Annotated in this window: 30 protein-coding genes and 1 pseudogene; 21 read left to right on the plus strand and 10 right to left on the minus strand. The window is 63.8% G+C overall.

Annotated features, from left to right (window positions below; genetic code table 11):
* The first annotated feature begins 15 nt into the window (after positions 1-15).
* The 6 genes from ACUXVH_RS23565 (at position 16) to ACUXVH_RS23590 (ending at position 4,107) form a co-directional block, all read left to right on the plus strand.
* Positions 16-612, plus strand: coding sequence for a septation protein A (locus ACUXVH_RS23565; RefSeq protein ID WP_011059933.1), 597 nt, complete (start codon positions 16-18; stop codon positions 610-612).
* Between the two features lies 1 nt (position 613).
* Complete coding sequence (locus ACUXVH_RS23570) at positions 614-913, plus strand: YciI family protein (RefSeq protein ID WP_011059932.1); 300 nt, start codon at positions 614-616, stop codon at positions 911-913.
* Between the two features lie 110 nt (positions 914-1,023).
* Entirely contained in the window at positions 1,024-1,434 is a 411-nt protein-coding gene (locus ACUXVH_RS23575; RefSeq protein ID WP_019093743.1) for a translation initiation factor 2, read from the plus strand.
* Positions 1,435-1,441: 7 nt separating this feature from the next.
* On the plus strand, positions 1,442-2,119 hold the full coding sequence (locus ACUXVH_RS23580; protein ID WP_011059931.1) for a response regulator transcription factor: 678 nt from the start codon (positions 1,442-1,444) through the stop codon (positions 2,117-2,119).
* A 143-nt stretch (positions 2,120-2,262) separates the two neighbouring features.
* Positions 2,263-2,700, plus strand: a complete 438-nt coding sequence (locus ACUXVH_RS23585) for a Spy/CpxP family protein refolding chaperone (protein WP_015634603.1) — start codon at positions 2,263-2,265, stop codon at positions 2,698-2,700.
* Positions 2,701-2,766: 66 nt separating this feature from the next.
* Positions 2,767-4,107 carry a sensor histidine kinase gene (locus ACUXVH_RS23590; protein ID WP_011059929.1) on the plus strand — a complete coding sequence of 447 codons (1,341 nt, stop codon included), beginning with the start codon at positions 2,767-2,769 and terminating at the stop codon, positions 4,105-4,107.
* A gap of 81 nt (positions 4,108-4,188) precedes the next feature.
* Here ACUXVH_RS23590 and ACUXVH_RS23595 read toward each other — a convergent pair whose 3' ends face one another.
* Complete coding sequence (locus tag ACUXVH_RS23595; protein ID WP_011059928.1) at positions 4,189-4,755, minus strand: nitroreductase family protein; 567 nt, start codon at positions 4,753-4,755, stop codon at positions 4,189-4,191.
* 122 nt (positions 4,756-4,877) lie between these two features.
* On the opposite strand from ACUXVH_RS23595, the gene ACUXVH_RS23600 reads away from it, so the two are divergent.
* The gene (locus tag ACUXVH_RS23600) at positions 4,878-6,332 is read left to right on the plus strand and encodes a TrkH family potassium uptake protein (protein ID WP_011059927.1); all 1,455 of its coding nucleotides are present in this window, start codon (positions 4,878-4,880) and stop codon (positions 6,330-6,332) included.
* On the opposite strand, the gene ACUXVH_RS23605 is transcribed toward ACUXVH_RS23600, so the two are convergent.
* Positions 6,289-7,350, minus strand: a complete 1,062-nt coding sequence (locus tag ACUXVH_RS23605; RefSeq protein WP_011059926.1) for an AraC family transcriptional regulator — start codon at positions 7,348-7,350, stop codon at positions 6,289-6,291. The two genes, ACUXVH_RS23600 and ACUXVH_RS23605, sit on opposite strands and share 44 nt — an antisense overlap.
* A gap of 159 nt (positions 7,351-7,509) precedes the next feature.
* Between ACUXVH_RS23605 and ACUXVH_RS23610 the strand changes: the two genes are divergently transcribed.
* Together ACUXVH_RS23610 and ACUXVH_RS23615 are read left to right on the plus strand one after the other, a co-directional pair.
* Entirely contained in the window at positions 7,510-7,821 is a 312-nt protein-coding gene (locus ACUXVH_RS23610; protein ID WP_011059925.1) for a DUF962 domain-containing protein, read from the plus strand.
* Between the two features lie 74 nt (positions 7,822-7,895).
* Positions 7,896-8,486 (plus strand): HD domain-containing protein, encoded by a 591-nt coding sequence (locus ACUXVH_RS23615; RefSeq protein WP_015634600.1) that lies wholly within the window; start codon positions 7,896-7,898, stop codon positions 8,484-8,486.
* Between the two features lie 22 nt (positions 8,487-8,508).
* Here the strand turns inward: ACUXVH_RS23615 and ACUXVH_RS23620 are convergent, their stop codons facing one another.
* A complete protein-coding gene (locus ACUXVH_RS23620; RefSeq protein ID WP_065363348.1) occupies positions 8,509-9,330 on the minus strand; it encodes a UDP-2,3-diacylglucosamine diphosphatase in 822 nt (273 codons plus the stop codon).
* A 132-nt stretch (positions 9,331-9,462) separates the two neighbouring features.
* Here ACUXVH_RS23620 and ACUXVH_RS23625 point away from each other — a divergent pair, with 132 nt between their 5' ends.
* Positions 9,463-10,278: a helix-turn-helix transcriptional regulator gene (locus ACUXVH_RS23625; RefSeq protein WP_015634598.1), complete on the plus strand. Its 816-nt coding sequence runs from the start codon at positions 9,463-9,465 to the stop codon at positions 10,276-10,278.
* Positions 10,279-10,329: 51 nt separating this feature from the next.
* On the plus strand, positions 10,330-11,223 hold the full coding sequence (locus tag ACUXVH_RS23630) for a DMT family transporter (protein ID WP_015634597.1): 894 nt from the start codon (positions 10,330-10,332) through the stop codon (positions 11,221-11,223).
* Here ACUXVH_RS23630 and ACUXVH_RS23635 read toward each other — a convergent pair.
* Entirely contained in the window at positions 11,217-11,504 is a 288-nt protein-coding gene (locus tag ACUXVH_RS23635; RefSeq protein ID WP_011059920.1) for a SelT/SelW/SelH family protein, read from the minus strand. The genes ACUXVH_RS23630 and ACUXVH_RS23635 overlap by 7 nt on opposite strands.
* A gap of 71 nt (positions 11,505-11,575) precedes the next feature.
* Here ACUXVH_RS23635 and ACUXVH_RS23640 point away from each other — a divergent pair, with 71 nt between their 5' ends.
* Positions 11,576-13,765: a patatin-like phospholipase family protein gene (locus ACUXVH_RS23640; RefSeq protein ID WP_065363347.1), complete on the plus strand. Its 2,190-nt coding sequence runs from the start codon at positions 11,576-11,578 to the stop codon at positions 13,763-13,765.
* A gap of 96 nt (positions 13,766-13,861) precedes the next feature.
* Here the strand turns inward: ACUXVH_RS23640 and ACUXVH_RS23645 are convergent, their stop codons facing one another.
* Together ACUXVH_RS23645 and recQ are read right to left on the minus strand one after the other, a co-directional pair.
* On the minus strand, positions 13,862-14,296 hold the full coding sequence (locus ACUXVH_RS23645) for a MarR family transcriptional regulator (RefSeq protein ID WP_011059918.1): 435 nt from the start codon (positions 14,294-14,296) through the stop codon (positions 13,862-13,864).
* A gap of 119 nt (positions 14,297-14,415) precedes the next feature.
* Positions 14,416-16,542, minus strand: coding sequence for a DNA helicase RecQ (gene recQ, locus ACUXVH_RS23650; protein ID WP_065363346.1), 2,127 nt, complete (start codon positions 16,540-16,542; stop codon positions 14,416-14,418).
* A gap of 274 nt (positions 16,543-16,816) precedes the next feature.
* On the opposite strand from recQ, the gene ACUXVH_RS23655 reads away from it, so the two are divergent.
* Positions 16,817-17,404 carry a UPF0149 family protein gene (locus ACUXVH_RS23655; RefSeq protein WP_011059916.1) on the plus strand — a complete coding sequence of 196 codons (588 nt, stop codon included), beginning with the start codon at positions 16,817-16,819 and terminating at the stop codon, positions 17,402-17,404.
* 10 nt (positions 17,405-17,414) lie between these two features.
* On the plus strand, positions 17,415-17,810 hold the full coding sequence (locus ACUXVH_RS23660) for a YbaN family protein (RefSeq protein ID WP_011059915.1): 396 nt from the start codon (positions 17,415-17,417) through the stop codon (positions 17,808-17,810).
* Positions 17,811-17,890: 80 nt separating this feature from the next.
* Here the strand turns inward: ACUXVH_RS23660 and ACUXVH_RS23665 are convergent, their stop codons facing one another.
* Positions 17,891-18,487, minus strand: a complete 597-nt coding sequence (locus tag ACUXVH_RS23665; protein ID WP_065363345.1) for a tRNA-uridine aminocarboxypropyltransferase — start codon at positions 18,485-18,487, stop codon at positions 17,891-17,893.
* Between the two features lie 9 nt (positions 18,488-18,496).
* Positions 18,497-19,390, minus strand: a complete 894-nt coding sequence (locus ACUXVH_RS23670) for a LysR family transcriptional regulator (RefSeq protein ID WP_011059913.1) — start codon at positions 19,388-19,390, stop codon at positions 18,497-18,499.
* A gap of 359 nt (positions 19,391-19,749) precedes the next feature.
* On the opposite strand from ACUXVH_RS23670, the gene speB reads away from it, so the two are divergent.
* The 6 genes and pseudogenes from speB (at position 19,750) to ACUXVH_RS23700 (ending at position 23,656) form a co-directional block, all read left to right on the plus strand.
* Positions 19,750-20,700, plus strand: a complete 951-nt coding sequence (gene speB, locus ACUXVH_RS23675; protein ID WP_011059912.1) for an agmatinase — start codon at positions 19,750-19,752, stop codon at positions 20,698-20,700.
* Positions 20,701-20,865: 165 nt separating this feature from the next.
* Positions 20,866-21,057, plus strand: a pseudogene (locus tag ACUXVH_RS23680) (DUF4440 domain-containing protein); the annotation flags it as partial.
* Positions 21,058-21,078: 21 nt separating this feature from the next.
* Positions 21,079-21,294: a hypothetical protein gene (locus ACUXVH_RS23685; protein WP_019093738.1), complete on the plus strand. Its 216-nt coding sequence runs from the start codon at positions 21,079-21,081 to the stop codon at positions 21,292-21,294.
* A gap of 132 nt (positions 21,295-21,426) precedes the next feature.
* Positions 21,427-22,806: a sodium:solute symporter gene (locus tag ACUXVH_RS23690; protein ID WP_065363344.1), complete on the plus strand. Its 1,380-nt coding sequence runs from the start codon at positions 21,427-21,429 to the stop codon at positions 22,804-22,806.
* Positions 22,807-23,110: 304 nt separating this feature from the next.
* Entirely contained in the window at positions 23,111-23,368 is a 258-nt protein-coding gene (locus ACUXVH_RS23695) for a phosphopantetheine-binding protein (protein WP_019093736.1), read from the plus strand.
* Positions 23,369-23,395: 27 nt separating this feature from the next.
* Positions 23,396-23,656, plus strand: coding sequence for a hypothetical protein (locus ACUXVH_RS23700; RefSeq protein ID WP_011059909.1), 261 nt, complete (start codon positions 23,396-23,398; stop codon positions 23,654-23,656).
* 88 nt (positions 23,657-23,744) lie between these two features.
* Here ACUXVH_RS23700 and ACUXVH_RS23705 read toward each other — a convergent pair whose 3' ends face one another.
* Both ACUXVH_RS23705 and ptrR read right to left on the minus strand, forming a co-directional pair.
* Entirely contained in the window at positions 23,745-23,873 is a 129-nt protein-coding gene (locus ACUXVH_RS23705; protein ID WP_011059908.1) for a PA1414 family protein, read from the minus strand.
* A gap of 133 nt (positions 23,874-24,006) precedes the next feature.
* On the minus strand, positions 24,007-24,900 hold the full coding sequence (gene ptrR / locus ACUXVH_RS23710) for a putrescine utilization regulator PtrR (protein ID WP_011059907.1): 894 nt from the start codon (positions 24,898-24,900) through the stop codon (positions 24,007-24,009).
* Positions 24,901-25,004: 104 nt separating this feature from the next.
* On the opposite strand from ptrR, the gene ACUXVH_RS23715 reads away from it, so the two are divergent.
* On the plus strand, positions 25,005-26,165 hold the full coding sequence (locus ACUXVH_RS23715) for a YbfB/YjiJ family MFS transporter (RefSeq protein WP_011059906.1): 1,161 nt from the start codon (positions 25,005-25,007) through the stop codon (positions 26,163-26,165).
* Positions 26,166-26,170 lie beyond the last annotated feature (5 nt).

Below are 26,170 nucleotides of genomic sequence, written 5' to 3' on the forward strand. Positions count from 1 at the left end.
CTTCTGGCTGCCACTGTGAAACAATTCATCGACTTCATCCCGCTGTTCCTGTTTTTCATCGTCTATAAAATTGATCCCCGCGTCGTCGACCTTGCCGGTCACGAAGTCACCCTGGGCGGCATCTACAGCGCCACAGCGGTGCTGATCATCAGTTCCCTGGTGGTGTATGGCGCCCTGTTCATCTCCCAGCGCAAGCTGGAAAAAAGCCAGTGGCTGACCCTGATCGCCTGCCTGGTCTTCGGCAGCCTGACCCTGGCCTTCCACAGCGAAACCTTCCTTAAATGGAAAGCTCCGGTGGTCAACTGGCTGTTCGCCCTGGCCTTCATCGGCAGCCACTTCGTCGGCGACCGCCTGCTGATCAAGCGCATCATGGGCCACGCCCTGACGTTGCCAGACCCGGTATGGACCCGCTTGAACATCGCCTGGATCGCCTTCTTCCTGTTCTGCGGCGCCGCCAACCTGTTTGTCGCCTTCACCTTCCAGAGCATCTGGGTCGACTTCAAGGTCTTCGGCAGCCTGGGCATGACCGTATTGTTCCTGGTGGGCCAGGGTATCTACCTCTCGCGCCACCTGCATGACGCCGATCCCACCACCCCGAAAACCGAGGACTGACATGCTTTACGCAATCATTGCCACAGACGTCGCCAACTCCCTGGAAAAACGCCTGGCCAACCGGCCGGCGCACCTGGAGCGGCTGCAAGTGCTCAAGGATCAGGGGCGCGTGGTACTCGCCGGCCCACACCCGGCGATCGACAGCAATGACCCGGGCGCGGCCGGTTTCAGCGGCAGCCTGATCGTCGCCGAGTTCGACTCCCTGAGCGCCGCCCAGGCCTGGGCCGACGCCGACCCGTTCGTGACCTGCGGCGTCTACGCCCATGTACTGGTCAAGCCGTTCAAGCAATCGATGCCGTAAATCCTCCCGGGTGCGATGAACCTTCGCGGTTCATCGCGCTCTCAATCGCTCATTATTCTCGTTTGACTGCCGACAACCTGCCCAACACTCGATTGGAATCAGGAGTTTCGATGCGCCAAGGTCCGCTGTGCCTGCTGTTGGTCATGTTGTCGATCGGGGCTCCAGCCCTTGCCGAGGAAACCCAGGACACCGGCCATTCCACGCCGCTGTCCCTGAGCGCCGGCAGTCAGATCACCGAGTTGCAGCAACGCTTGAAAGAAAGCGAGCGCCTGCGCGATGAACTGAGCAAACAATTGCAAAATACCGATGCCGAACGGGAAAGCCCCCAACTGACCCGCTTGCGCCAGGAGAACCAGCGCCTCAAGCTGCAACTCAAAGAGGCCCAGGCCAACCCGGCACCCCGCCTGTTGACCGATCAACAGCAGTGGTTCGTCACCGGCGGCGGCGTGGCCCTGCTGGCCCTGCTCTGCGGGATCTTCGCCAGTGGCGGGCATCGCAAGCGTCGACAATGGCTAAATTGAGAGATTCATGAGCGACCTGTTACTGATTGATGATGACCAGGAGCTGTGCGAGCTCCTGAGCAGTTGGCTGAGCCAGGAAGGTTTTCTGGTGCGGGCCTGCCACGATGGCCTGAGCGCCCGTCGCGCCCTGGCCGAAACGGCGCCGTCAGCGGTGGTACTGGACGTGATGCTGCCCGACGGCAGCGGCCTGGAGCTGCTCAAGCAACTGCGCAATGAGCACCCCGACCTGCCGGTGCTGATGCTCTCGGCCCGTGGCGAACCCCTGGACCGCATCCTCGGCCTGGAACTGGGTGCCGACGATTACCTGGCCAAGCCCTGCGACCCCCGTGAACTCACCGCCCGCCTGCGTGCCGTACTGCGCCGCAGCCATCCGGTGGCGGCCTCCAGCCAGATGGAACTGGGCGACCTGTGCTTCAGCCCGCTGCGCGGTGTGGTCAACATCGACGAGCAGGACATTACCCTGACCGTTTCCGAAAGCCGCCTGCTCGAAGCCCTGCTCAAGCAACCGGGCGAGCCCCTGGACAAGCAGGAACTGGCGCAGATCGCCCTGGGCCGCAAGCTGACCCTGTATGACCGCAGCCTGGACATGCATGTCAGCAACCTGCGCAAGAAGATCGGCCCGCACCCCGACGGCCGTCCACGGATCGTCGCCCTGCGCAGCCGCGGCTACTACTACAGCCTCTGATCCCGATGTGCCCTGGCAGATATGTCAGGGCCGTGAAATACCTTCTTTACCCAAGCTTTACCCTCCGCTGACTGCCGCTGACCTTGATCTGGGTAACCTGAACTCATCCGGAACTTACCGGGAATGAGACAAGGAGATACACCATGCGCAAGACCCTGATCGCTCTGATGTTCGCCGCCGCCCTGCCAACCGTGGCCATGGCCATGCCGGAAGGTCACGGCCCGATGGGCCCCATGGACGGCCCTCGGCACAGCGAGCACATGCGCGGCAAAGGCCCTTTCAGCCAACTGGACCTGAGCCGCGAACAGCGCCAGCAGATCGGCAAGCTGATGGGCGAGCAAATGCACGACCGCAAGGCCGTGGTGGAAAAGTACCTGGAGAAACTCTCGCCGGCCGACCAAAAAGCCATGAAGGATGAGCTGACCGCCAAGCACCAGAAAACCCAGGCCGATATCCGCGCCCTGCTCAAGCCAGAGCAGCAGAAAGAGTTTGACGCCATCGTCAAGAAACAAGAGGAGCGTCGCGCCGAATGGGCCGAGTTCAAGGCCTGGAAAGCGCAGCAACCGCAAAAAGCGCAATAATGCGTTAGCGTCCACCCCCAGCCCAGTGGCCTCCCCCCACTGGGCTTTCGCGTTCGAGGAGTTCCTGTGCGTTCATTGTTCTGGCGCATCCTGGCCAGCTTCTGGCTGGCCATCACCCTGGTTGCAGGGCTGTCGATCCTGCTCGGGCACATGCTCAACCAGGATGCCTGGATCCTCAGCCGTCACCCCGGCCTCAACAGCCTGACCGAGGAATGGACACAGACCTACGAGAACCAGGGCGAGGACGCTGCCCAGGACATCCTCCAGCAGCGCAAGCGCCAGTACCACATCGATGTCCAGGTGCTCAACGAGAGTGGCGACCCGGTGGTTCGCGGCACCTTCCCGCGCCGCGCCGCGGCCTTCGAAGCCCGGCAGAACAATGACGACCGGCACCTGCCCTGGCGCCGCCTGACGGCGGAGTACACCAGCCCGAAAACCGGCGACACCTACCTGTTCATCTATCGCATCCCCCATCCGGAACTGGACGCCTGGCACCGCGACAGCCTGACCTGGCCCCTCAGCGCCCTGGCCATCGCCCTGGTGGTGCTGACCCTGTTCAGCCTCCTGGTCACCCTGTCCATCACCCGCCCCCTGAGCCGCCTGCGCGGCGCGGTACACGACCTGGGCCAGGCCACCTACCAGCAGAACAGCCTGGCGCGCCTGTCCAACCGCCGCGACGAATTCGGTGTACTGGCCCGGGACTTCAACCGCATGGGCTCGCGCCTGCAGAGCCTGATCGGCAGCCAGCGCCAACTGCTGCGGGACGTGTCCCACGAACTGCGCTCGCCCCTGGCCCGCCTGCGCATCGCCCTGGCATTGGCGGAACGGGCCGCCCCCGAAGAACGGGAAAAGCTCTGGCCGCGGCTGACCCGCGAATGTGACCGCCTGGAAGCGCTGATCAGCGAGATTCTGGTGTTGGCCCGGGTCGATGCGGACAACGCCAGCGCCGAAGAAGTGGACCTCAACGCCTTGCTGGTCGCCGTGCAGAAAGACGCGCAACTGGCCTGCCCGGAACAGCCGGTGCTGATAACCGCCCCGCCACAGCTGCACCTGCGCGGTTGGCCGACCATGCTGGAGCGGGCAGTGGACAACCTGCTGCGCAACGCTCAGCGCTTCAACCCCGCCGGGCAAGCGATCGAAGTCACGGCCCAACGCCAGGGCGAGAAGATCCAGATCAGCGTGCGCGATCATGGACCCGGCGTAGAAGCCGAGCACTTGAGCCAGCTGGGAGAGCCCTTCTTCCGCGCCCCGGGGCAAAGCGCTCCGGGCCATGGCCTGGGGCTGGCCATCGCCCGCCGCGCCGCAGAGCGTCACGGTGGCAGCCTGCTGCTGGCCAACCACCCTCAGGGCGGATTCATCGCCACCCTGGAACTGCCCCTGGTCCCCGGCGCCGTGGTGCAGGCCTGAACGCAATGCGGGCAAGCCGCTGCCGCCGGGTCCGGCAACAGCGGGCTTGCCCGCGAGGTACACAGCGTTAGAAGAGGAAAATCAGGCCTTGGCAGTCCAGGCGCTGACGAACTCGGCGGTATCGACCTTGGGGGCGATCCGCGGCTCATTCAGCGGCGTGCCAAGATACAGGAAGGCAATGATCTCTTCGCCGTCCTCCAGGCCCAGGCCCTTGGCTACATGGGGCGAGTAGGACAACTCGCCAGTACGCCACACCGCGCCGATCCCCTGGGCGTAGGCCGCCAGCAGGATACCGTGGGCCGCGCAGCCCGCTGCCAGCAATTGCTCGCTCCTGGGCACCTTGAAGTGCTCCTGCAAACGGGCGACCACCACAACCACCAGTGGTGCGCGCAGGGGCATGGCCCGGGCCTTGTCCAGGGCCGCCTGGGTCACTTCGCCGCCCTGCAGCTGTACCGCCTCCACCAGCAACTCGCCCAACTGCTCGCGTGCCGCACCTTCGACGGTAAGGAACCGCCAGGGGCGCAACTGGCCATGATCCGGCGCGCGCAGGGCGGCGGCGAACAAGGCTTCGCGCTGCGCGGCGCTAGGCGCGGGCTCCACCAGGCGCGGCACGGAAACACGGTTGAGCAAAGCGTCGAGAGCCTCCATCGGCCACCTCCTGAAAAAAATGTCCGGCCATTCTAGCGGGATCTGCCGGCCGGGTGCCGGTTTACATGCCCTGCCCCGCAGGTAGAATGGGCGCCCTTCATCTACCAGCCCGAGCGGAACACATGGCGTTGCCGACCTTAAGGATCATTGGTTTCATCATCGGCATCTTCCTCATCACCCTGGCGATCGCCATGGTGGTGCCGATGGCGACCCTGGTGGTCTTCGAACGTACCGGCGACCTGCCGTCCTTCCTCTGGGCCAGCATGATCACCTTTATCGCCGGCCTGGCCCTGGTGATCCCCGGGCGCCCCGAGCACGTTCATCTGCGCCCCCGCGACATGTACCTGCTGACGGTCTCCAGTTGGCTGGTGGTGTGCATCTTTGCCGCCCTGCCATTCCTGCTGACCCAGCACATCAGCTACACCGACTCGTTCTTTGAAAGCATGTCCGGCATCACCGCCACCGGCGCCACGGTGCTCAGCGGCCTGGACAGCATGTCGCCTGGGATCCTGATCTGGCGTTCTATGCTGCACTGGCTGGGGGGCATCGGCTTCATCGGCATGGCGGTGGCGATCCTGCCGTTGCTGCGTATCGGTGGTATGCGCCTGTTCCAGACCGAATCCTCGGACCGCTCGGAAAAGGTCATGCCGCGCTCGCACATGGTCGCCCGGCTGATCGTCGCCACCTACGTGGGCATTACCATCTTTGGCAGCCTGGCGTTCTGGTGGGCCGGGATGAACGTGTTCGATGCCATCAACCACGCCATGTCGGCGATCTCCACCGGCGGTTTCTCCACCTCAGACGATTCCCTGGCCCACTGGAAGCAACCGGCGGTGCACTGGGTGGCGGTGGTGGTAATGATCCTCGGCAGCCTGCCCTTCACCCTCTATGTGGCCACTTTGCGTGGCAACCGCCGGGCGCTGATCAAGGATCAGCAGGTCCAGGGCCTGCTCGGGCTGCTGCTGGTGACCTGGCTGGTACTCGGCACCTGGTACTGGTGGACCACCAACCTGCACTGGCTCGAGGCCCTGCGCCACGTGGCGCTGAACGTGACGTCGGTGGTCACCACCACCGGCTTCGCCCTGGGCGACTACAGCCTGTGGGGCAATTTCTCACTGATGCTGTTCTTTTACCTGGGGTTTGTCGGCGGCTGTTCCGGCTCCACTGCCGGCGGGATCAAGATCTTCCGCTTCCAGGTCGCCTACATCCTGCTCAAGGCCAACCTCAATCAACTGATTCACCCGAGGGCGGTGATCAAGCAGAAGTACAACGGCCATCGCCTGGACGAAGAAATCGTCCGCTCGATCCTGACCTTCTCGTTCTTCTTCGCCATCACCATCTGCATGATCGCCCTGGCCCTTTCGCTGCTGGGCCTGGACTGGATGACCGCCCTCACCGGTGCCGCCAGCACCGTGTCGGGCGTGGGCCCGGGCCTGGGTGAAACCATCGGCCCGGCCGGCAACTTCTCGACCCTGCCGGACGCCGCCAAGTGGATCCTGTCCCTGGGCATGCTCCTGGGCCGGCTGGAAATCATCACGGTGTTCGTGTTGTGTATTCCGGCATTCTGGCGTCATTGACCGGGGCCGGCGCGGCCTGTAACCGCGCTCGGTACTCACCGGGCGTGGCATCGAACCAGCGGCGGAATGCACGGAAGAAGTTGCTCGGGTCGGCAAACCCCAGCAAGTAGGCAATTTCCAGCAGGGTCATGCGCGGCTGCGCCAGGTACTGCTCTGCCAGTTCCCGGCGGGTGTCATCCAGCAGCGCCTGGAAGCTGGTGCCCTCTTCCTGCAGGCGGCGCTGCAAGGTGCGCTGGGACAGGTGCAGCGTCTGCGCCACCATCTCGCGCTTGGGCTCCCCCTGGGGCAGCAGGCGACACAAGACCTGCCGCGCCTTGTGGGTCACCCGGCTTTCGGAGAAGCGCGCCAGGTATTCGCCGGCGAAACGATCGTGCAGCAGGGCCATGGCCTCGTTGGCGGTGGGCAGCGTGGCCTCCATGTCGGCACGCTCGAAGATCAGCGCATCAAAGGGCGCGGCAAACACCAGGGGCGCGTGGAACATGTCCTTGTAGGGTTGCAGGTCCCCGGGCTGCTCGCCCTGCAGCAACACCTTGCGCGGCTGCAACGCGCGCCCCGTCAGCCAGCCGCACAAGGCCAGGGCGCAGGCCAGCGAAGCCTCGGCACTTTGCCGGGTGGGCGGTAGATGGTCGCCATGCACCGTCAGGATCAGTGCATAGCCCTCGGGAAGAAGGCGGAAACTCAAGTCAGCGCTTTCGGCAATGATCCGCTGATAACGCACCAGCCGCTGAAACCCCTCCGCCAGGGTACGACTCGACATCAATGCATACCCGGCCACGTGAAAAGACGCCGGACGCACCACCTTGCCCATGTTCAGGCCGATCGCCGGGTTGCCGGAAAGCTCGACGGCGCGCTGCCAGAGCCGGGTCATGGAGTCCTGGGTGAAGCGCGCGTCGGGATCTTCCAGGGCACCGTAGTCGAGCCCCAACTGCTTGAACAAGGCCCGGCAATCCAGGCCGTCCATCTCCAGGGCCTTAACGATTCCCAGGGTCCAGCTTGCAGAAGTCGTTCGTTCGCTCATGAGGGGTTCTTACATGATGAGCCGCATGCTACGGCCAATTTCCCAAGGATACTAAAGTGGCGCCTATTGTCACTGGCCTGCGCCGCCAAGGACTCTAGACTCAAATAAGCTCCCCGCCGAACATCCGCCGACAGAACAACAGACACAGAGATCGCGGCCATGGAAAACATCCGACAGTTCAACAGCTTCGCCGAGTTCTACCCCTACTACCTGAGCGAGCACAGCGACAGCACCTGCCGACGCCTGCACTTCATCGGCACCAGCCTGGTGATCTTCATCCTCGCCCTGGCCATCGGCAAAGGCGCCTGGTGGCTGCTGCTGGTGTTGCCGATAGCCGGCTATGGCTTCGCCTGGGTCGGGCATTTCTTCTTCGAGAAAAACCGCCCGGCCACCTTCCAGCATCCGCTGTACAGCCTGCTGGGGGACTTCGTCATGTACCGCGACATGATCCTCGGCAAGGTGCCCTTCTAGACCCCAGGGCCGCCAGCGGCTCCCCACAGGGCCAGGCCTTGCAGACCCGCCCCATGACAACAAGAGGATGGCCGATGAACACCCATGCGCGCTTTACCCATATGCAGGACGGTACCCAGGAGGACTGGGCGATCATCGCCGCGGATTTCAGTGCCTACGCCAAGCAGTTGCCGACACGCATCCTGGCCCACCTGCAATTGCTGGAAGGCGACTTCGGCGGCTTCCCGGTGGACCGCCTGACCCATTCGCTGCAGACCGCCAGCCGCGCCTGGCATGACGGGCGCGACGAGGAATACGTGGTCTGCGCCCTGCTCCACGACATTGGCGATACCCTGGGTTCCTATAACCACCCGGATATCGCCGCCGCCATTCTCAAGCCCTTTGTCAGCCCGGAAAACCTGTGGATGGTGGAGAAGCACGGGATCTTCCAGGGTTACTACTTCTTCCATCACCTGGGCATGGATCGCCACCTGCGCGAGCAGTTCAGTGACCACCCGCTGTACCAGTACACCGCCGAGTTCTGCGCCAAGTACGACGCCGCCGCCTTCGATCCGGCCTACGAGAGCCTGCCCCTGAGCTTCTTCGAGCCCATGCTGCAACGGCTGTTCGCCCAGCCCCGGCAGTCGCTGTACAAGGCGGCCATGGAGCAGGCCAGCCCGGCCTGAAAAACCGTGTTCGGCCCAGGGCTCAGGCCGGCTCCGCGACTTTCATCCGCTCAGCCTTGAGCAGGGCCTCACGGGCCTGGGCCTCGGCCAGGCGATAGAGTTCGATGCTGCCGTCCCAGTGCTCGATCAGGGCCGTGCAGGACTCCACCCAGTCACCGCAATTGAGGTAATCCACCTCGCCCACCTTGCGGATCTCGGCATGGTGAATATGGCCACAGACCACCCCGTGCAACTCGCGCTTGACGCATTCGTGGGCAATGGCTTCCTCGAAATCGCTGATGAAGCTCACCGCCGTCTTGACCTTGTGCTTGAGGTAGGCCGACAGCGACCAGTAGCCATAGCCATAACGCGCCCGCCAGTGGTTGAGCCAGCGGTTGAGGGTCAGGGTGAATTCGTAGGCCGAGTCGCCGAGAAAGGCCAGCCAGCGGTGATAGCGAGTAATCACATCGAACTGATCGCCGTGGATCACCAGCAGATGACGCCCGTCCGCAGTGACATGCACCGCCTCGTCCACCAGTTGGATATTGCCGAGAATCAGCCTGGAGTAGCGCCGCAGGAATTCGTCGTGGTTGCCGGTGACGTAGATCACCTCGGTACCACGCTTGCTCATGGTCAGCAGGCGCCGGATCACGTTGGTATGGGCCTGGGGCCAGTACATGCCGCCGCGCAGCTTCCAACCATCGATGATGTCGCCCACCAGATAGATGCGATCGGCGTGATAGGCCTTGAGAAAGCGTGCCAGGTGTGCGGCCTGGCAATCCCGGGTGCCCAGGTGCACATCTGAAATCCACAGGGTCCGCACCCGTTGCTTGCGGCTGGGCTTGGCGAGTTCGGCATGGGTCATGGACGCTCTCCTGGATTTTTTGCGAGCTTGCGCCCCAGCGATTAATAGCCCATGACACAAATGCGGCAGTGCGATGACAGCGCGAAACGCCCGACCGCCGGTGTAGACTGGCCGCCTGCCAAGGAGACCGTGATGGGATCTATCCTCACCCTGCGCCACTACACCCATGACCTGATCGCCCACAGCCATGAACATGCGCAACTGGTGTTCGGCCTGCGTGGCCAGCTCGATTTCGAAGTCGAAGGCCAGGGCAGCCAGGTGCAGCAGCAGAGCTTCGTGGTGGTGCCGGCCGGCGCCCGGCATGTCTGCGGCAGCCCCAGCGGCAGCCATTGCCTGGTGCTGGACATACCCGGCGAACACTGGGTTCAGCAATCGTTGGGGGAACATGCAGAGGCCAGTCGGCGTTTGCTCGATGCGCCCCGACACCAGGTCCTGGGGCCGAGCCAGAGCCGCCTGGTCAACTGGCTGGCGGACAGCCCGGTGGACGACCCCTTGATTGCCCAGCAAGGCGCGGTCTTGCTGCTGGCCAGCCTCAATCATCGCGCCGACAGCCAGCCCCGCGAGCGCCGCCTGCCCTATGCCGCCCTGAATGCCCATATCGATCATCACGCCGCCCACCCCTTGCAGGTGGCCGACCTGGCCCGTATCGCCGGGCTGTCCGCTGCCCGCCTGCATGCACGGTTCATCGCCGAGTGCGGGGCCAGCCCCATGGAATACGTGCGACGCCGGCGCTTGCACATGGCCCTGGAACTGTTGCGCGGATCGACCTTGCCCATGGGCGAAATCGCCAGCCGCGTGGGTTACAGCTCCCAGAGTGCCTTTGCCGCGGCGATACTGCGGCAGTACGGCCACTCGCCGCGCCAACTGCGCCAAGGGGCAGACGCTAGTCCCTCGACAAAAAACGCCAGGATCGCGACAGACCAACAGGCCGCCCCGCCCGTAGACTGAACCCATTGCCGCCTAAGGCCATTACTGCCCGTCTTGTGGTTAAGGATAAAAATGACTCCGCGTACCGCCCTTGGCGCCTTGCATATCGGTGCCCTGATGTTCGGCCTGACCGGTGTATTCGGTAAGCTCGCCGCCGCTTCGCCCGCGGTCATCGTCTTCGGCCGTGCAGCCTTTGCCGTGCTCGCCCTGGGCGTCTTCGCCCGCCTGGCGAGCAACACCCCCTGGCAGAAACTGGCCGCCACCGATTGGCGGCGCCTGCTGCTCAGCGGCCTGCTGCTGGCCGGGCACTGGGTGAGTTTCTTCGTGGCGGTGAAGGTCGCGGGGGTGGCTATCGCGACCCTGGGCTTTGCCAGCTTTCCGGCGTTCACGGTGATTCTCGAAGGCCTGATCTTCCGCGAGCGGATCCGCTTCAACGAAATGCTGTTGGTGCTGCTGGTCAGCATCGGCCTGGTGCTGGTGACCCCGGACTTCGACCTGGCCAGCCAGGCCACCACCGGCCTGCTCTGGGCCGTGGGCTCGGGCCTGCTGTTTGCGCTGCTGTCACTGAACAACCGTGCCAGCTCCGGGCGGATCCCCGCGGTGCAGGCGGCGCTCTGTCAAAACGTGGTGGTCGCCCTGTGCCTGTTGCCGGTGGCGGCTCCCGAGCTTGGCCAGGTGCGGGCCATGGACTGGCTGTGGATCAGCCTGCTGGGAATTTTCTGCACCGGTCTGGCCCACAGCCTGTTTGTCGCCAGCCTGGCAGTGATCAAGGCGCGCACCGCAGCGGTGGTGTTTGCCCTGGAACCGGTCTACGGAATTACCGTGGCCTGGTTGCTGTTCGGCGAAAACCCGACCCTGCGCATGTTGTTCGGTGGGGCCTTGATCATCGTTGCCATCGTGGTTTCAAGCCGCCTGTCGGCGGGTTCGGGCAGCAAGGCAGCCACGGCTGAAGCCGGCTCTCACTGAGTACGGTCGTTGTGGCCCAGGTCGCGCTCGGGGTCGATCTGGTCGCGAACCCGCTGCTTCAGCACCTTGGCCTCGGGAAAGCCACCATCGGCCTTGCGTTCCCAGATCTGCACGCCATCGCAGGTGATGCGAAAGGCCCCGCCGGTTGCCGGCTCCAGGGACACCTTGCCCAGGTCGTCGCTGAAGGTGCTCAACAGCTCCTGGGCCAGCCACGCCGCCCGCAGTAGCCACTGGCATTGGGTGCAATAGGTGATGATCACTTCGGGTTTACGTTCAGTCATGGTACGGCCGACTCCTGGATTCAAGGGCGTCGTTATAATAGCCGGCTTTATCGCCCGCCCCGAGAACCGTAATGCGCCGCCTGCTGTCCTGCCTGTTCCTCTGCCTGCTGCCCTTGCTTGCTCAATCTGCCGAAGCGCCACGACCGAAAATCGGCCTGGTGCTGTCTGGGGGCGCCGCCCGCGGCCTGGCCCACATCGGGGTGCTCAAGGCCCTGGAGGAACAGGGCATCCGCATCGACGCCATCGCCGGCACCAGCATGGGCGCGGTGATCGGCGGGCTGTATGCCTCGGGCTACAAGATCGACGAGCTGGAAAAGCTTGCGCTGAACATCGACTGGCGACAGGCCTTGTCCGATGCCCCGCCCCGGGAAGACGTGCCGTTCCGGCGCAAGCAGGACGACCGGGATTTTCTGGTCAAGCAGAAGCTCAGCTTCCGCGACGATGGCAGCCTGGGCCTGCCGCTGGGGGTGATCCAGGGACAGAACCTGGCACTGCTGCTGGAAAGCAAGCTGGCCCACGCCAGCGATACCCGTGACTTCGACAAGCTGCCGATCCCCTTCCGGGCCGTGGCCACCGATATCGCCAGCGGCGAGAAAGTGGTGTTTCGCAAGGGCCACCTGCCCCAGGTGATCCGCGCCAGCATGTCGATCCCGGCGGTCTTCGCACCGGTGGAACTGGATGGCCGTCTGCTGGTGGACGGCGGCATGACCGATAACATTCCCCTGGACGTGGCGCGGGACATGGGAGTCGACATCGCCATCGTGGTGGACATCGGCACACCGCTGCGTTCGCGCAAGCAACTCAATACCGTGGTCGACGTGCTCAACCAGTCCATCACCCTGATGACCCGGCGCAACTCGGAGGTGCAACTGGCGGCACTGCACAAGGACGACGTGCTGATCCAGCCAGCGCTGTCGAGCTTTGGCGTTACCGACTTTGGCCGGGCCCAGGAAATGATCGACGCCGGCTACCGCGCCACCCGTATCCTCGACGCGCGCCTGGCCCGTCTGCGTCCGGCCCATGCGCTGGATGCCGAACTGACCGCTGCGCGCCAGCCCAGCCAGCGCACTCCGATCATCAGCGCGATCAAGGTGGAAAACGACTCCAAGGTCGGCGACGAAGTGATCCGCTACTACATCCGCCAGCGCATCGGCGAGCCGCTGGACCTGGGCCGCCTGGAAACCGACATGGGCACCCTGTACGGCCTGGATTTCTTCGAACAGGTGCAGTATCGCGTAGCCCACAAGGGGCAGGACAACACCCTGGTGATCAGCGCCCGGGGCAAGCGCAGTGGTACCGACTACCTGCGCCTGGGGCTGAACCTGTCCGATGACATGCGTGGCGACAGCGCGTTCAATATCGGCGCCAGCTACCGCATGAACGGCATCAACAGCCTGGGTGCAGAATGGCTGACCCGGGTGCAGATCGGTGATCAGCAGGAACTCTACAGCGAGTTCTACCAGCCACTGGATGCCGGTTCACGCTACTTCATTGCGCCCTTCATCGCCGCCGAAGCGCAGAACGTCGAGGCGGTGCTGGACAACGACCCGATCGCCGAATATCGCGTGGAACGCTACGGTTTCGGGCTCAACCTAGGGCGCCAGATCGGCAACAGCGGCGAAGTGCGTTTCGGCGTCGGCGAGGCCTGGGGCAAGGCCGATGTGCGCATCGGCGACCATAACCTGCCCAGCGAAAACTTCAACGAAGGCTACTACCAGTTGCAGTACTCCTTCGACTCGCTGGACAACGTCTACTTTCCTCACTCCGGCGAAGACATCAAGCTGAGCCTGCGCCAGTTCGAACCGAGCCTGGGTTCGGACAATCGCTACCGGCAGTGGGAGTTCAAGCTGGACAAGGCGCTGAGCAGCGGCCCCAATACCTTTGTCCTAGGCGGTCGCTATGGCCGGACCCTGGACAACGCCGACGTGGTGACGTCCAGCTTCCTGCTCGGTGGAGCTCGACAACTGTCCGGTTTCCGTCAGGACGCCCTCTCCGGGCAGAACATCAGCCTGGCTCGCGCCGTGTACTTCCGTCGCCTGACACCGCGCTCCTATCTGCCCCTGGACTTTCCACTGTACCTGGGAGGCTCGCTGGAGCGGGGCCGGGTGTGGAACAACGACAATGCCTTCGACAGCGGCTACATCAACGCGGCGAGCATCTTTCTCGGCTTCGACACGCCGCTGGGGCCGCTGAACTTCAGCTACGGCTTCAACGACGACAACCAGAAAGCCCTGTCACTGAATCTGGGCCAGACCTTTTGACAGGCACGCAAAAAACGCCCCTGGGCGCAGCAGGCTTGAATTCAGAATGGCAGAGGAACAAGACAAACCGGGGTCAGGCAACCCCGGTTGAAGGCGTCAGGATTTTTCCAGATTGGCCAGGATGCGCTCATGAACGCGAATGCAGACCCGCAGGTCTTCTTCGTCAACGCCAACGAACAGCTCATGACGCAAGGCGGTGGCGATGGTTTCGATCTGTTCGATCAAGGGCCGGGCGGACGGACAGAGAACGATTTTCTTCGCCCGGCGATCTTCCACCACCGACTGGCGCTGAACCAGGCCCTGGGTTTCCAGGCTGTCCAGCAGCCGGGCCAGGGTCGGCCCTTCTACGCCGACGCTTTGCGCCAGCTCGCGCTGAGTGGGCGCCTCTTCGAAGCGGGCCAAATGCAACAGCACCAGCCAGCGGGCCTGGGACAGGCCGAGCCCCGCCAGGCGGCGGTCCAGTTCGGCACGCCAGCCGCGAGACATATGCGCCAGCTGCATACCAAAACGGTGTTCATCGGTTAACGGCATAAAACACTCATGATCAGACTGAAAATAAAGAAAAACTAATTATTAGTCAGCTAAGCATGCCCCTTGCCCGGAGGCAAGGCCTGTAAGGGACTGAATCGTTACAACATTGACGCACCCCTTCACATTTCAAACTCCGACTCCAAGGCCGCACGTACGCAATACAGCACCCCTTCCGGCACCCTTCCGGCAAACACCGGGATAACCTCGGCTACTGGCGGCAACTCGCCCTCGCCGTCGAGGAACGCATCCTGGATCTCTCCCAGCAGGTCTTCCGGCAAGTCCAGGGCCTGTTCCAGCGACAGCTGCTGCTTGCCGATGGCTTCGGCGAGCAGGGTGTAGACGTTCTTTTCCGTGCACTGCAACTGGCCGGCGATCTGCACCGGAGTCATCCCCGCGCGAGCCAGGGTGATCAGTTCATGGCGCAGGTCGGCAACCACTTTCGGCGCCTCGACACCGCCGCCGAGGACTTCGAGGAAGGCTGCGCCATAACGCTCCAGCTTGCGCGCACCCACGCCGCTGACCTCGGCCATTTCGGCCATGGAGCCGGGCTGGCTGCGGAGCATTTCGAGCAAGGTGGAATCGGGAAAAATGACATAAGGCGGCACCCCATGTTCTTCCGCCAGCTTGCGTCGCAGGGCCCGCAGCGCTTCCCACTGCTCGCGCTCCTCGCCCCGTACCAGCTGGCTGGCCTGGCTGGTGCTGCTCTTGGGGGTGGTTTGCGGCTTGAGATCACGACGCAACTCCAGGGTCACTTCGCCCTTGAGCAGCGGGCGGCAGCTGTCGCTCAGGCGCAGGCCGCCATAACCTTCCAGATCGATGTCGGCCAGGCCGCGGGCCACCAACTGGCGGAACAGCGAGCGCCATTCGCCTTCGCTGCGGGCCTTGCCGACACCAAATACCGACAGGTGCTGATGGCCGAAACTGCGGACCTTTTCCGTGTCCTTGCCCAGCAGCACATCCACCAGGTGACCGACGCCGTAGCGCTGGCCAGTGCGATAGATCGCCGACAGCGCCTGGCGTGCCGGCTCGGTGGCGTCCCAGGTCTGTACCCCATCGACGCAGTTGTCGCAGTGACCGCAGGGTTGCGGCATGTCTTCATCGAAATAGGCCAGCAGGGTCTGGCGCCGGCAACGGGTTTCCTCGCACAGGGCCAGCATCGCATCGAGCTTGTGCTGCTCAAGACGCTTGTGGCGCTCGTCGCCCTCGGAGTTCTGCAGCATCTGCTTGAGCATCAGCACGTCCTGCAGCCCGTAAGCCATCCAGGCGTCTGCCGGCAGGCCGTCACGGCCGGCGCGACCGGTCTCCTGGTAGTAGGCTTCCAGCGACTTGGGCAAGTCCATGTGGGCCACGAAGCGCACGTTGGGCTTGTCGATGCCCATGCCGAAGGCAATGGTGGCCACCATGATCAGGCCTTCTTCGTTGAGGAAGCGCTTCTGGTGATAGGCCCGCAGCTCATTGGGCAACCCGGCATGGTAGGGCAGCGCGGTGAAACCCTGTTCGCAGAGAAATGCAGCCACTTCGTCGACCTTTTTGCGCGACAGGCAATAGACGATCCCGGCATCGCTGCGCCGCTCGTTGAGGAAGGCCTGCAACTGCTTGCGTGGCTGCTCCTTGGGCACGATGCGATAGAAGATGTTCGGCCGGTCGAAGCTGGAGAGAAAACGCTCGGCGTCCTGCAGGTGCAGGCGATTGACGATCTCTTCCCGGGTGCGCTTGTCAGCCGTGGCGGTCAGGGCAATGCGCGGCACCTGGGGGAACATTTCCGCCAGTTGCCCCAATTGCAGGTATTCGGGGCGGAAGTCGTGGCCCCACTGGGACACACAGTGGGCTTCATCAATCGCGAACAAGGCGATTTCCAAGCTCTGCAGAAACGCCAGCATGCGCGGCTGGACCAGGCGCTCGGGGGCCAGGTAGAGCATCTTCACTTCGCCGCGCCGGATGCGCGCGGCCAGGTCACGCTGCTGCTCGGGGCTGAGGGTGGAGTTCAGGGCTGCCGCTGCGACACCGAGTTCCTCCAGGGTCGCAACCTGGTCGTCCATCAGCGCGATCAGCGGCGAAACCACCACCGCCAGCCCTTCGCGAAGTAGCGCCGGGACCTGGAAACACAGCGACTTGCCACCACCGGTGGGCATCAGTACCAAGGCATCGCCGCCGCTGGCCACGCGCTCAATGATCGCACCTTGGCGACCACGGAAACTGTCGTAGCCGAAGATGTCCTTGAGGACGCGTTGAGCCTGTTCGAGCATGAAAAACTCCAAAAATCGCTGAAATCCCTGGGGGCAGACTGGACGAAAAGCCGGCACGCTTCACCGACATTTGCGTTAGCGGACTTGTCCGGAACAGACGGCCAGCCTGCAGGGCATCACAAAACGCGCGAGTATACCCGACCCCTTCCCGGCAGAGGGCACCGACAATGGACCGCTGGTAACCTTTAGAACCGCTCAAATCGGCACCGCGGCTGGCTTGAGCGCGCAAGAAAGCCTAGAATTCAGCATCGTTTATTCCCCAAGGTAGCCGTCAATGTCCTTCGCTGAGCAACTAACCCGCCTGCAAGTCTTCCTCGATGCAGATGATCTGCACGACGAGGCGCTGGACTACGTGGCCGCTCACGGCTACCTGACCGCGCTGTCCATCTGCTCGGAAAGCGTTCCGGACCGTGAATGGATCGACGCCCTGTTCGCCGAAGAGCCGCACTACCGTGACGACGCCGAACGCGAAGCCATCGAGTCGACCCTGCTGGCCCTCAAGGCGCACATCGCCCGCCAACTGGCTTCCGACGAAGAATTCGAGCTGCCCTGCGAACTCGACCTGGGCGAGGACCCGGACGACTCCGACCTGCGCGGCTGGTGCATCGGCTTCATGGAAGGCGTGTTCCTGCGTGAAGCGGCCTGGTTCGAAACCGCCGAGGAAGAAGTCAGCGAGATGCTGCTGCCGATCATGGTGGGTTCCGGCCTGTTCGACGAACAGCCGGAGTTCTCCGACATCGCCAGCGATGCCAACCTGATGGACGACATGATCGTGCAGATCCCCGAAGCGCTGACCGCGCTGTACCTGCTGTGCAACGCCCCCGACGAAAAACCTGCACTGCTCAAGCCGCGCCACCACTGAGCCGCTGCCTATGGCCAAGCCCATAGGCCAACGCCCCCTGCTATGGCGTTACGTTCTGCTGGCCATCGGCTGGTCGAGCGTAGCGCTGGGGGTAGTGGGTATCTTCCTCCCTGTATTGCCTACCACGCCTTTCCTGCTGCTGGCAGCCGCCTGCTTTGCCCGTAGCTCGCCACGCTTCTACCAATGGCTGGTGCAACACCCGCGCCTGGGTCCGTGGATCCGCGACTATCTCGACGGCAACGGCATTCCGCTCAAGGGCAAGGTCTACGCCATCGGCCTGATGTGGTTGAGCATCGGTTTCTCCTGCTATCTGGTGCCATCGCCCTGGGCCCGGGGCTTCATGCTGACCAGCGCAGTACTGGTGAGTCTCTATATCCTGCGGCAGAAGACCCTGCGGCGCTCCTGAAGGTTTGTGGGGTGGCCGGCAAGCGCGGGGCCACCGCGCACCATCGCCGCCTGCGGCAGCGGCGCCAGACTCGGGAGCGGTCAGGATTTGGCGTGGTTGCGCTGGTAGGTGTCTTCGCCCATCGCGGCAATCTGCCCTTCGATCAGGGCCTCGAAAGGCCGCAATAGCGGCTCGAACGAAGCAGGAGCTTCAAGTACCTGCAATGCCTGAACGATCGCTTCCACAGTGGACAAGGCTCCCGGCCCCGGGGCCTTGCGCAGGCGATAGCGAGACTCCACCGCGCTCGCCAGGGTCACCCGTGGCAGCGCCGCCAGCAACGGATTGAGGTGCAGCAACTTGCGCGCCTTGCGCCAGGTGCCGTCGGGCACCACCAGCAGCAGCGGTGCATCCGTCTCGGCATAGGCCTGCAATGGCCGGGCATCATCCGCCGGGAACAGCAGGCATGCTCGATATCCGGGCTGGTCGAGCAACGCCGGCAGCTCCTCGAACACTTCCCCCACCACCAGTTCGGCGTTGTTCAGCCCCAGCGCCGCCAGACGTGCGGTGTTCAAGGCATGATTGACCTCACTGGGATGCTGTAACAACAGCACTCGGGTGCGGCTGGGTAACCGGGGAATCAGCGGGCACAGACAATGGCCCGCAGGGCGCAGGCAACGCTCGCAGCGTGCTCGAGACATGGGACCTCCTTATGACTGGTTGAGCTGGGCCTTGAGCAGGTCGCGAAAGGTCTGGATCAGCGGCTCTCGACCGCGTCCGCGACGCATGATCATGGAGAACGGCGCCTGGTAGCCAAAGGTTGCCGGCAGCAGCACCCGCAAGTCGCCCTTGTCCGCCCAGGCCTGGGCGTAATGTTCCGGCAGGTAGCCGATGTAGGCGCCGGACAGCACCAGGATCAACTGCGCCTCCATGCTCTCCACCGTCGCCGCACTGTGCTTGAAGCCGTGCCGGGCCAGTTCGGCCTGGCTCCAGTAGCCGCGGCCGACCATGCGTTGCTGGGTGATCACCTGCTCGGGAATGCGCCGCTCGCTGTACAGCGGGTGACGGTTGCTGCAATACAGCCAATGCTGCTCGCGGTACAGCGGCATGTACACCAGGCCGCTCATGCGCGTGGAAAAGGCACCGATGGCCAGGTCCAGGCGATTGTCCTGCACCCCCAGCTGCAACTCGTGGGGGCTCATCACCGACAGGTGCAGGTGCACCGCCGGATGCTCCTGGCTATAGGCGCCGATGGCCTCGGCGAACGGCAGGGCCTTATCGCTCACCGTGGAGTCGATCACCCCCAGGTTCAAGGTGCCGCGAAGCTCGCCCTTGAGGGCTGCGGCGTACTGTTCGAAACCTTCCAGCTCGCCCAGCAGGCGCAGGGTTTCCTGGTGGAACAGCTCGCCCTTGCTGGTCAGGCTGAAACCGCCCCGGCCACGGTGGCAGAGCACCAGGCCCAGGGATGCCTCCAGCTGGCTCATGTAGGTGCTGATGGCCGAGGTGGAAAGATTGAGTTCGTGCTGGGCGTTGGCGAACCCCTGATGCCGCACCACGCTGACGAAGATGCGCAATAGTTTCAGATCAGGTAAAGCGTTGGCCATGACAGGCTCCGATAACAGGCAAAACGACAACGTCCCTGCGGCGAGGGTGCGGGTTCTCGCCGAGCGGCAAAGCAATCCCGATGGCCTCCATGCCCGCTTTCAATCCAACCCTGCAACCCGGATAACGGTGGCTGCACCACCGGACGGGAGCAAGCTCCCTCGCCACCAAGGGCCTGGGGAGCAGCGCGGGAGTCTAGCGCGCCATCGGCCATTAGTTTAGAAAAATCTGAACTAAGTATTTGTTCGTAGCGATTCTTTCCCCGCACTACATTTCGCAGAATCGGCCCCACTCGGTTGCTCGGGCAGGATTCGCTGCGCCGTCGACCCCATAAATATAAAACAACGATGAGGCCTATCCCGTGGACAAGATTCTCCACCAACCACTGGGCGGCAACGAAATGCCGCGCTTCGGCGGCATCGCCACCATGATGCGTCTTCCCCATCTGCAATCCGCTGCCGGCCTGGACGCTGCGTTCGTCGGCGTGCCCCTGGACATCGGCACCTCGCTGCGTGCCGGCACCCGTTTCGGCCCGCGGGAAATCCGTGCCGAATCAGTCATGATCCGCCCTTACAACATGGCCACCGGTGCTGCCCCGTTCGACTCGCTGTCGGTGGCCGACATCGGCGACGTAGCGATCAACACCTTCAACCTGCTGGACGCGGTGCGCATCATCGAAGAAGCCTATGACGGCATCCTCGAACACAACGTGATTCCCCTGACCCTGGGCGGCGACCACACCATCACCCTGCCGATCCTGCGGGCCATCCACAAGAAACACGGCAAGGTCGGGCTGGTGCACATCGATGCCCACGCCGATGTCAACGACCACATGTTCGGTGAGAAGATCGCCCACGGCACCACCTTCCGCCGCGCCGTGGAAGAAGGCCTGCTGGACTGCGACCGCGTGGTGCAGATCGGCCTGCGCGCCCAGGGCTACACCGCCGAAGACTTCAACTGGAGCCGCAAGCAGGGCTTTCGCGTGGTCCAGGCCGAAGAATGCTGGCACAAATCCCTGGAGCCCTTGATGGCCGAAGTCCGCGAGAAAGTCGGCAACGGCCCGGTGTACCTGAGCTTCGACATCGACGGCATCGACCCGGCCTGGGCCCCAGGCACCGGCACCCCGGAAATCGGTGGCCTGACCACCATCCAGGCCATCGAGATTGTCCGTGGCTGCCAGGGCCTGGACCTGGTGGGCTGCGACCTGGTGGAGGTTTCGCCGCCTTATGACACTACCGGCAATACCTCGCTGCTGGGCGCCAACCTGCTGTACGAAATGCTCTGCGTGCTGCCTGGCGTCGCCCATCGCTGAGACTCAGCACATGCTGCGCGCCGCCAGACCGTTTGCGGCGCAAAGCGGTACTACCCGCTTCATCTTTACCCCGTCCTCGACTGCTGTTGCGCAATGCCTGCCAGGCATTAGCCGGGCCGATGACGGGCCAAGGATGGTTCCGAGGTGCGGTGACGCATCCCGGACAACGCCGTCGTCCGCCCACAAGGAGACGGCGCCGGATTGACTCATGACGTAGCCACGAAGCTGCGCATGCAAGGGGAGCAAGACTTCAGCCAGGAACGCGAAACCATTGGGTCTCGCACAAAACAACAAGGCCTCTGGCTGGCCTGTCACAACCATTTGTCCGCTGTGCCGGAAGGGCTGCCACCCCCTTAGCCAATGTGATCGGAGCAGATCATGAATAACAACAAAGAAAAAAACCCTAGCAACATCGCAACCAACAGGATCGGACAGATCCTCGAGCACCAGCGCGACACCAGGCCTTGCGACCTGTTTCGCCTGCCCCCCGGCCTGGCCAGCACCGCCATCGCCACTCTCGAAACTGCGCACTCCAGCATGGCCAGCCGCTGTACCAGCGGGCTGCTGGCAAGTCGCGCGCTACTGCCCGGATAACCTCCTGGAGCGGCCGGCCTCGCGATAGAGCCCCTGGGTCTTGCACAAGACTTGACCCCGCCTTCGCTGAGCAGCCAGCACCTGCATGAACCGTTTGTTTCACATAAAAAAGATAATCGGAGACACGCCACCATGGCTTTAGATCTATTTGTCGTACTCATCTATGCCGCCGGCATGCTCGTACTCGGCTACTACGGCATGCGCAAGGCCAAGACCCACGAGGACTACCTGGTGGCCGGCCGCAACCTGGGCCCGACCCTGTACATGGGCACCATGGCCGCCACGGTCCTGGGCGGTGCCTCCACCGTCGGCACCGTGCGCCTGGGCTATGTCCACGGCATTTCCGGTTTCTGGCTGTGCGCCGCCCTGGGGGCGGGGATCATTGCCCTGAACCTGCTGCTGGCCAAGCCGCTGCTCAAGCTGCGCATCTTCACCGTCACCCAGGTGCTGGAGAAGCGCTACAACCCCATGGCCCGCCAGGCCAGCGCAGTGATCATGCTGGCCTACGCGCTGATGATCGGGGTGACTTCGATCCTCGCCATCGGCACCGTTCTGCAAGTGCTGTTCGGCCTGCCGTTCTGGGTTTCGGTTTTGCTGGGCGGCGGCGTGGTGGTGGTGTACTCGGCGATCGGCGGCATGTGGTCGCTGACCCTGACCGACATCGTCCAGTTCGTGATCAAGACCGTGGGCCTGATGTTCATCCTGTTGCCGATCTGCCTGTACCGCGTAGGCGGCTGGGATGAGTTGGTGGCCAAGCTGCCAGCGTCCAGTTTCAGCTTCACCGCCATCGGCTGGGACACCATCATCACCTACTTCATGATCTACTTCTTCGGCATCCTGATCGGCCAGGACATCTGGCAACGGGTGTTCACCGCCAAGACCGAGAAAGTCGCGCAATACGCCGGCACCCTGGCGGGCTTCTACTGCATCCTCTACGGCCTGGCCTGCGCCCTGATCGGCATGGCCGCCCATGTTCTGCTGCCGGACCTGGACAACGTCAACAACGCCTTTGCCGCCATCGTCAAAGCCTCGCTGCCGGACGGCATCCGTGGCCTGGTGATCGCTGCGGCGCTGGCCGCCATGATGTCCACCGCCAGCGCCGGCCTGCTGGCCGCCTCCACCACCCTGACCGAAGACCTGCTGCCAAGGCTGCGCGGCGGCAAGCAATCGAGCCTGGGGATCAACCGCCTGTTCACCTTCCTCACCGGCATCTTGGTGCTGGGCATTGCCCTGGTGGTCAACGACGTGATCAGCGCCCTGACCCTGGCCTACAACCTGTTGGTGGGCGGCATGCTGATCCCGCTGATCGGCGCCATTTTCTGGAAACGCGCCACCACTGCCGGCGCTATCGCCAGCATGGGCCTGGGCTTCGTCACGGCTCTGGCCTTCATGTTCAAGGACGGCCTGGATGCCAACACACCGATCTACTACAGCCTGGCCGTGGGCCTGGTGAGTTTCGTGGTGGTAAGCCTGGCCTCCCGGCGCCCTGCGCCCCTGGCCAACGCAATCTGACGTGAAGCCGGAGGTCTGAAGCTTTTCTTCGACGGGTGCGGCGTCGGTGGCCGCACCCGTTTTTTTTCGCCTGGCAAAAGCCTCGCGGCACCGACGGGCAAAGCCCTCAGCCATTTTCGTCAGGACCATGAATGGACGAATGGTTACCCCGCCGGAAAAAAACCTGTGCTGTACTCAGATCCAGCGACGACTGTTCCCGCAGGAAAACAGTACAAGGATCGCTGGCCGCCTCAGTGCACGCTATCGCTTCACCCTTGGATGGGGTCATAAAACAATAAGAGCCTCTCCCTGCCCCGAGGTGTTTATGGACCGTTTCTCCATCCAGCAAAGCATCCGTCATGCCATCGATGCACAAATGGCCCAGAAGTGGCCAACCCCGCCCTGCCAGGCCCGCGAACACGACACCTACTCCCTGGACCTCAAGGCCCTGCTGCACAGCCTGGAGCGAGAGTTCAACATTCGCCTGGATCCCGACCGCGACCTGTATCGAATCAGCAGCATCAGCGAGCTGAGCCTGTTCATCCTGGAAAAGACCCGCGCCGACGCTGCCCGTCCCGCCTGACCTGCTGTCGTATCGGGAGCAACGCAGATGAATCGGGCCCAAGCGCGCGCGGCAGTGCACCTGCTCATTCGCCACTGGCTGGATGAGCCTGTGGATTTCGATGACCAGAGCGGTCTCTCTGAACTGGGGCTGGACAGGGATGATATCGAGGCGCTGCTGTGGCGCCTGGAGGACAGGTTCGACCTGGGTGTCTTGCCCCGTGAAGAGCAGCGAGCGCTAGGGCAGCTGGAAAGGGTGGATGACCTGGTGCAATGGTTATTGGAAAAGGCCCGGCAAAACCAGGATTGACCCGATTGCCCCAGGCCTGTGGCCCAGCGACTGCCGGCTAGAAAACATCCGCGAGAGCCGGAGCCTGCACTCCGCTCTCGCCTCTGCTTCAGCGACGACGTTGTTGACGGCGCCGCAGCTCTTCGTCGGTAGGAATCGGCACCGGTTGCAGCGGTGGCTCGATCAGGCCCAGTGCGACGCCAAGGTCGTGCAGCCAGCTTTGCAGTTTGTCTTTCATAGTGCCCCCTCAGGGTCGTGCCGAGCGGCGATACTGCGCCGCCTCAAGCAGATAATAGCCCTATCTTTTCCAGCGCGCTGCTGCGCAATGGCAATGAACTGTTACTGGATTAAAGCCAATGGCCATTGGGTGCTCAAGCATGGGCCCGCGCCTGCTGCGCAAGCTGCACGCCAGCGCCCTGTTGCAGCTCGATCCAGGCATTGAGGTTGGCCCCGACCATGCCCTTGCGCCACATCAGCCAGGTAGTGGCACGGGCAAAAGGCTCGGCCAGGGCATGCACCGCCACGCTTTCGCGCCCCGGCAGGCTGTCGAGCATCGACTGAGCCATCAGCGCCACCCCGGAACCGGCGATCACACAGGCCAGCATGCCCTGATAGGACTCGATCTCCATGGCCCGCCCCATCGCGGCGTGGTAGTGGGCAAACCAGGATTCCAGACGCATGCGATAGGAGCATCCCTGGCGAAAGGTGAACACCGCACGGCCCTCCACGTCCCGGGCCGTACGCACCGGCGGATGGTCGGCTTCGCTGATCAGTACCAGGGTCTCGTCGCACAGGGGCACGCCATCCAGGCCTGCCAGCTCCAGCGGCCCGTCCACCAGGGCTGCATCCAGGCGCCCGGTGAGCAAGCCTTCGAGCAACTCGCCGCTGGGCCCGGACTGCACCTGCAGGTTCACCGCCGGATAAGCCCGGTGATAACGCGCCAGCAACGCAGGCAAGTGAATCGCCGCGGTGCTGTACATGGTGCCCAGGACAAACTCCCCGGCCGGCTGACCGCCCTGCACCGCGGCATGGGCCTCGTCGTGCAAGGCGAACAGGCGCGCGGCGTAATCCAGCAGCACCTTGCCCGCCGGCGACAACTGCAGGCGCTGACGCTCGCGCAGGAACAGTTCGACCCCCAGTTGCTCCTCCAGTTGCTTGAGCCGGGTCGAGAGGTTCGACGGCACTCGGTGCAGGCGCTCGGCGGCGCGAGTGATGGAGCCTTCCTCGGCCACGGCCTGGAAGATGCGCAATTGGCTGAACTCCATGACTTTCTCCAAAACTGAACAAGTTACTCAATATTATTCATTTTTAAAGAAAGTCAATCAGCCCTAGCCTGACGGTCATTGTCCCCATCGATGGAAAGCCGACCATGTCTCCCCTGCTCCGCCTGCTCGCCAGCTTCATTGCCCTGATGATGGCCATGGGCATTGGCCGCTTCGCCCTGACCCCGCAACTGCCGCACCTGATCAGCGAAGGCCAGGTCGACCTGACCGCCGCCGGGCTGATTGCCGCCGCCAATTACCTGGGCTATTTCCTCGGAGCCCTGGACGCCATGTTCGCCCGGCGTCCGGCCCAGGTGCGCCTGCGCCTGCTGGGCGGCTTGTGGCTGTGCGTGCTGCTGACCCTGGCCTCGTTCTGGGCCCAGGGCTTCTGGCCGCACCTGCTGCTGCGCTTCGGCACCGGGGTGGCCAGCGCCTGGGTGCTGGTGATGATCACGGCCCTGAGCCAACCCCTGGCCCAGGCGGCGGGCCGGCCACGCCTCGGGGCCCTGGTATTCGCCGGCCCGGGGCTGGGCATCATGCTCACCGGGCTACTGGCCCTGGGCTCCAATCTTCTGGGGCAAAGCTCGGCCAACCTGTGGCTGCTGTATGCCGCGGTCGCCTTGTTGATGCTGCTGGTGATCCTGCCGATCCTGCCCCCGGCCTCGGCGCGCCCCAGTGGCGAAACGCAGAGCGCCTGCGCCACTGAGCACAGCGTGGCGCGCCTGGGGCTGGTCTACGCCCTGTATGGCGTGGGCTACATCATCCCCGCGACCTTCCTTTCGCAGATGGCCAATGCGCGCTTCCAGGGCCAGTGGCAGGCCGACCTGTTCTGGCCCGGTTTCGGCCTGGCCGCGGCCGTGGGCGTGGCCCTGGCCAGCCTGCGTCGGCACACCCCGCACAGCACCCGGCAATGGCTGATGGCGACCTTGTGGCTGCAGGCCGCCGGGGTCTTTGCCTGCCTGCTGGGCAGTGGCCTGGGGCTGGTATTGGGCGTGTTGCTGTGCGGCACGCCGTTCCTGGCCTGCATGCAGTTGGTGATGCAGCGCTCCCGGGAACTGGCGCCGCAGTCGGCCCAGCGCAACGCCGGCCTGCTCACTGCCTGCTTTGCCGTGGGCCAGTTGAGCGGCCCGTTGCTGGCCGCCCTGAGCAGCCACTTCAGCGGCGACCTGCAACTGGCGCTGGTGGTGGCGGGCTGCGGCTTGCTGATCGGCGCCAGCCTGCTCTGGCAACTGCGACCAAGGGCACAGCGCTGTGCGGTCGTCTCGTGAAGCGC

The sequence above is a fragment of the Pseudomonas sp. 8(2025) genome (assembly GCF_052665325.1).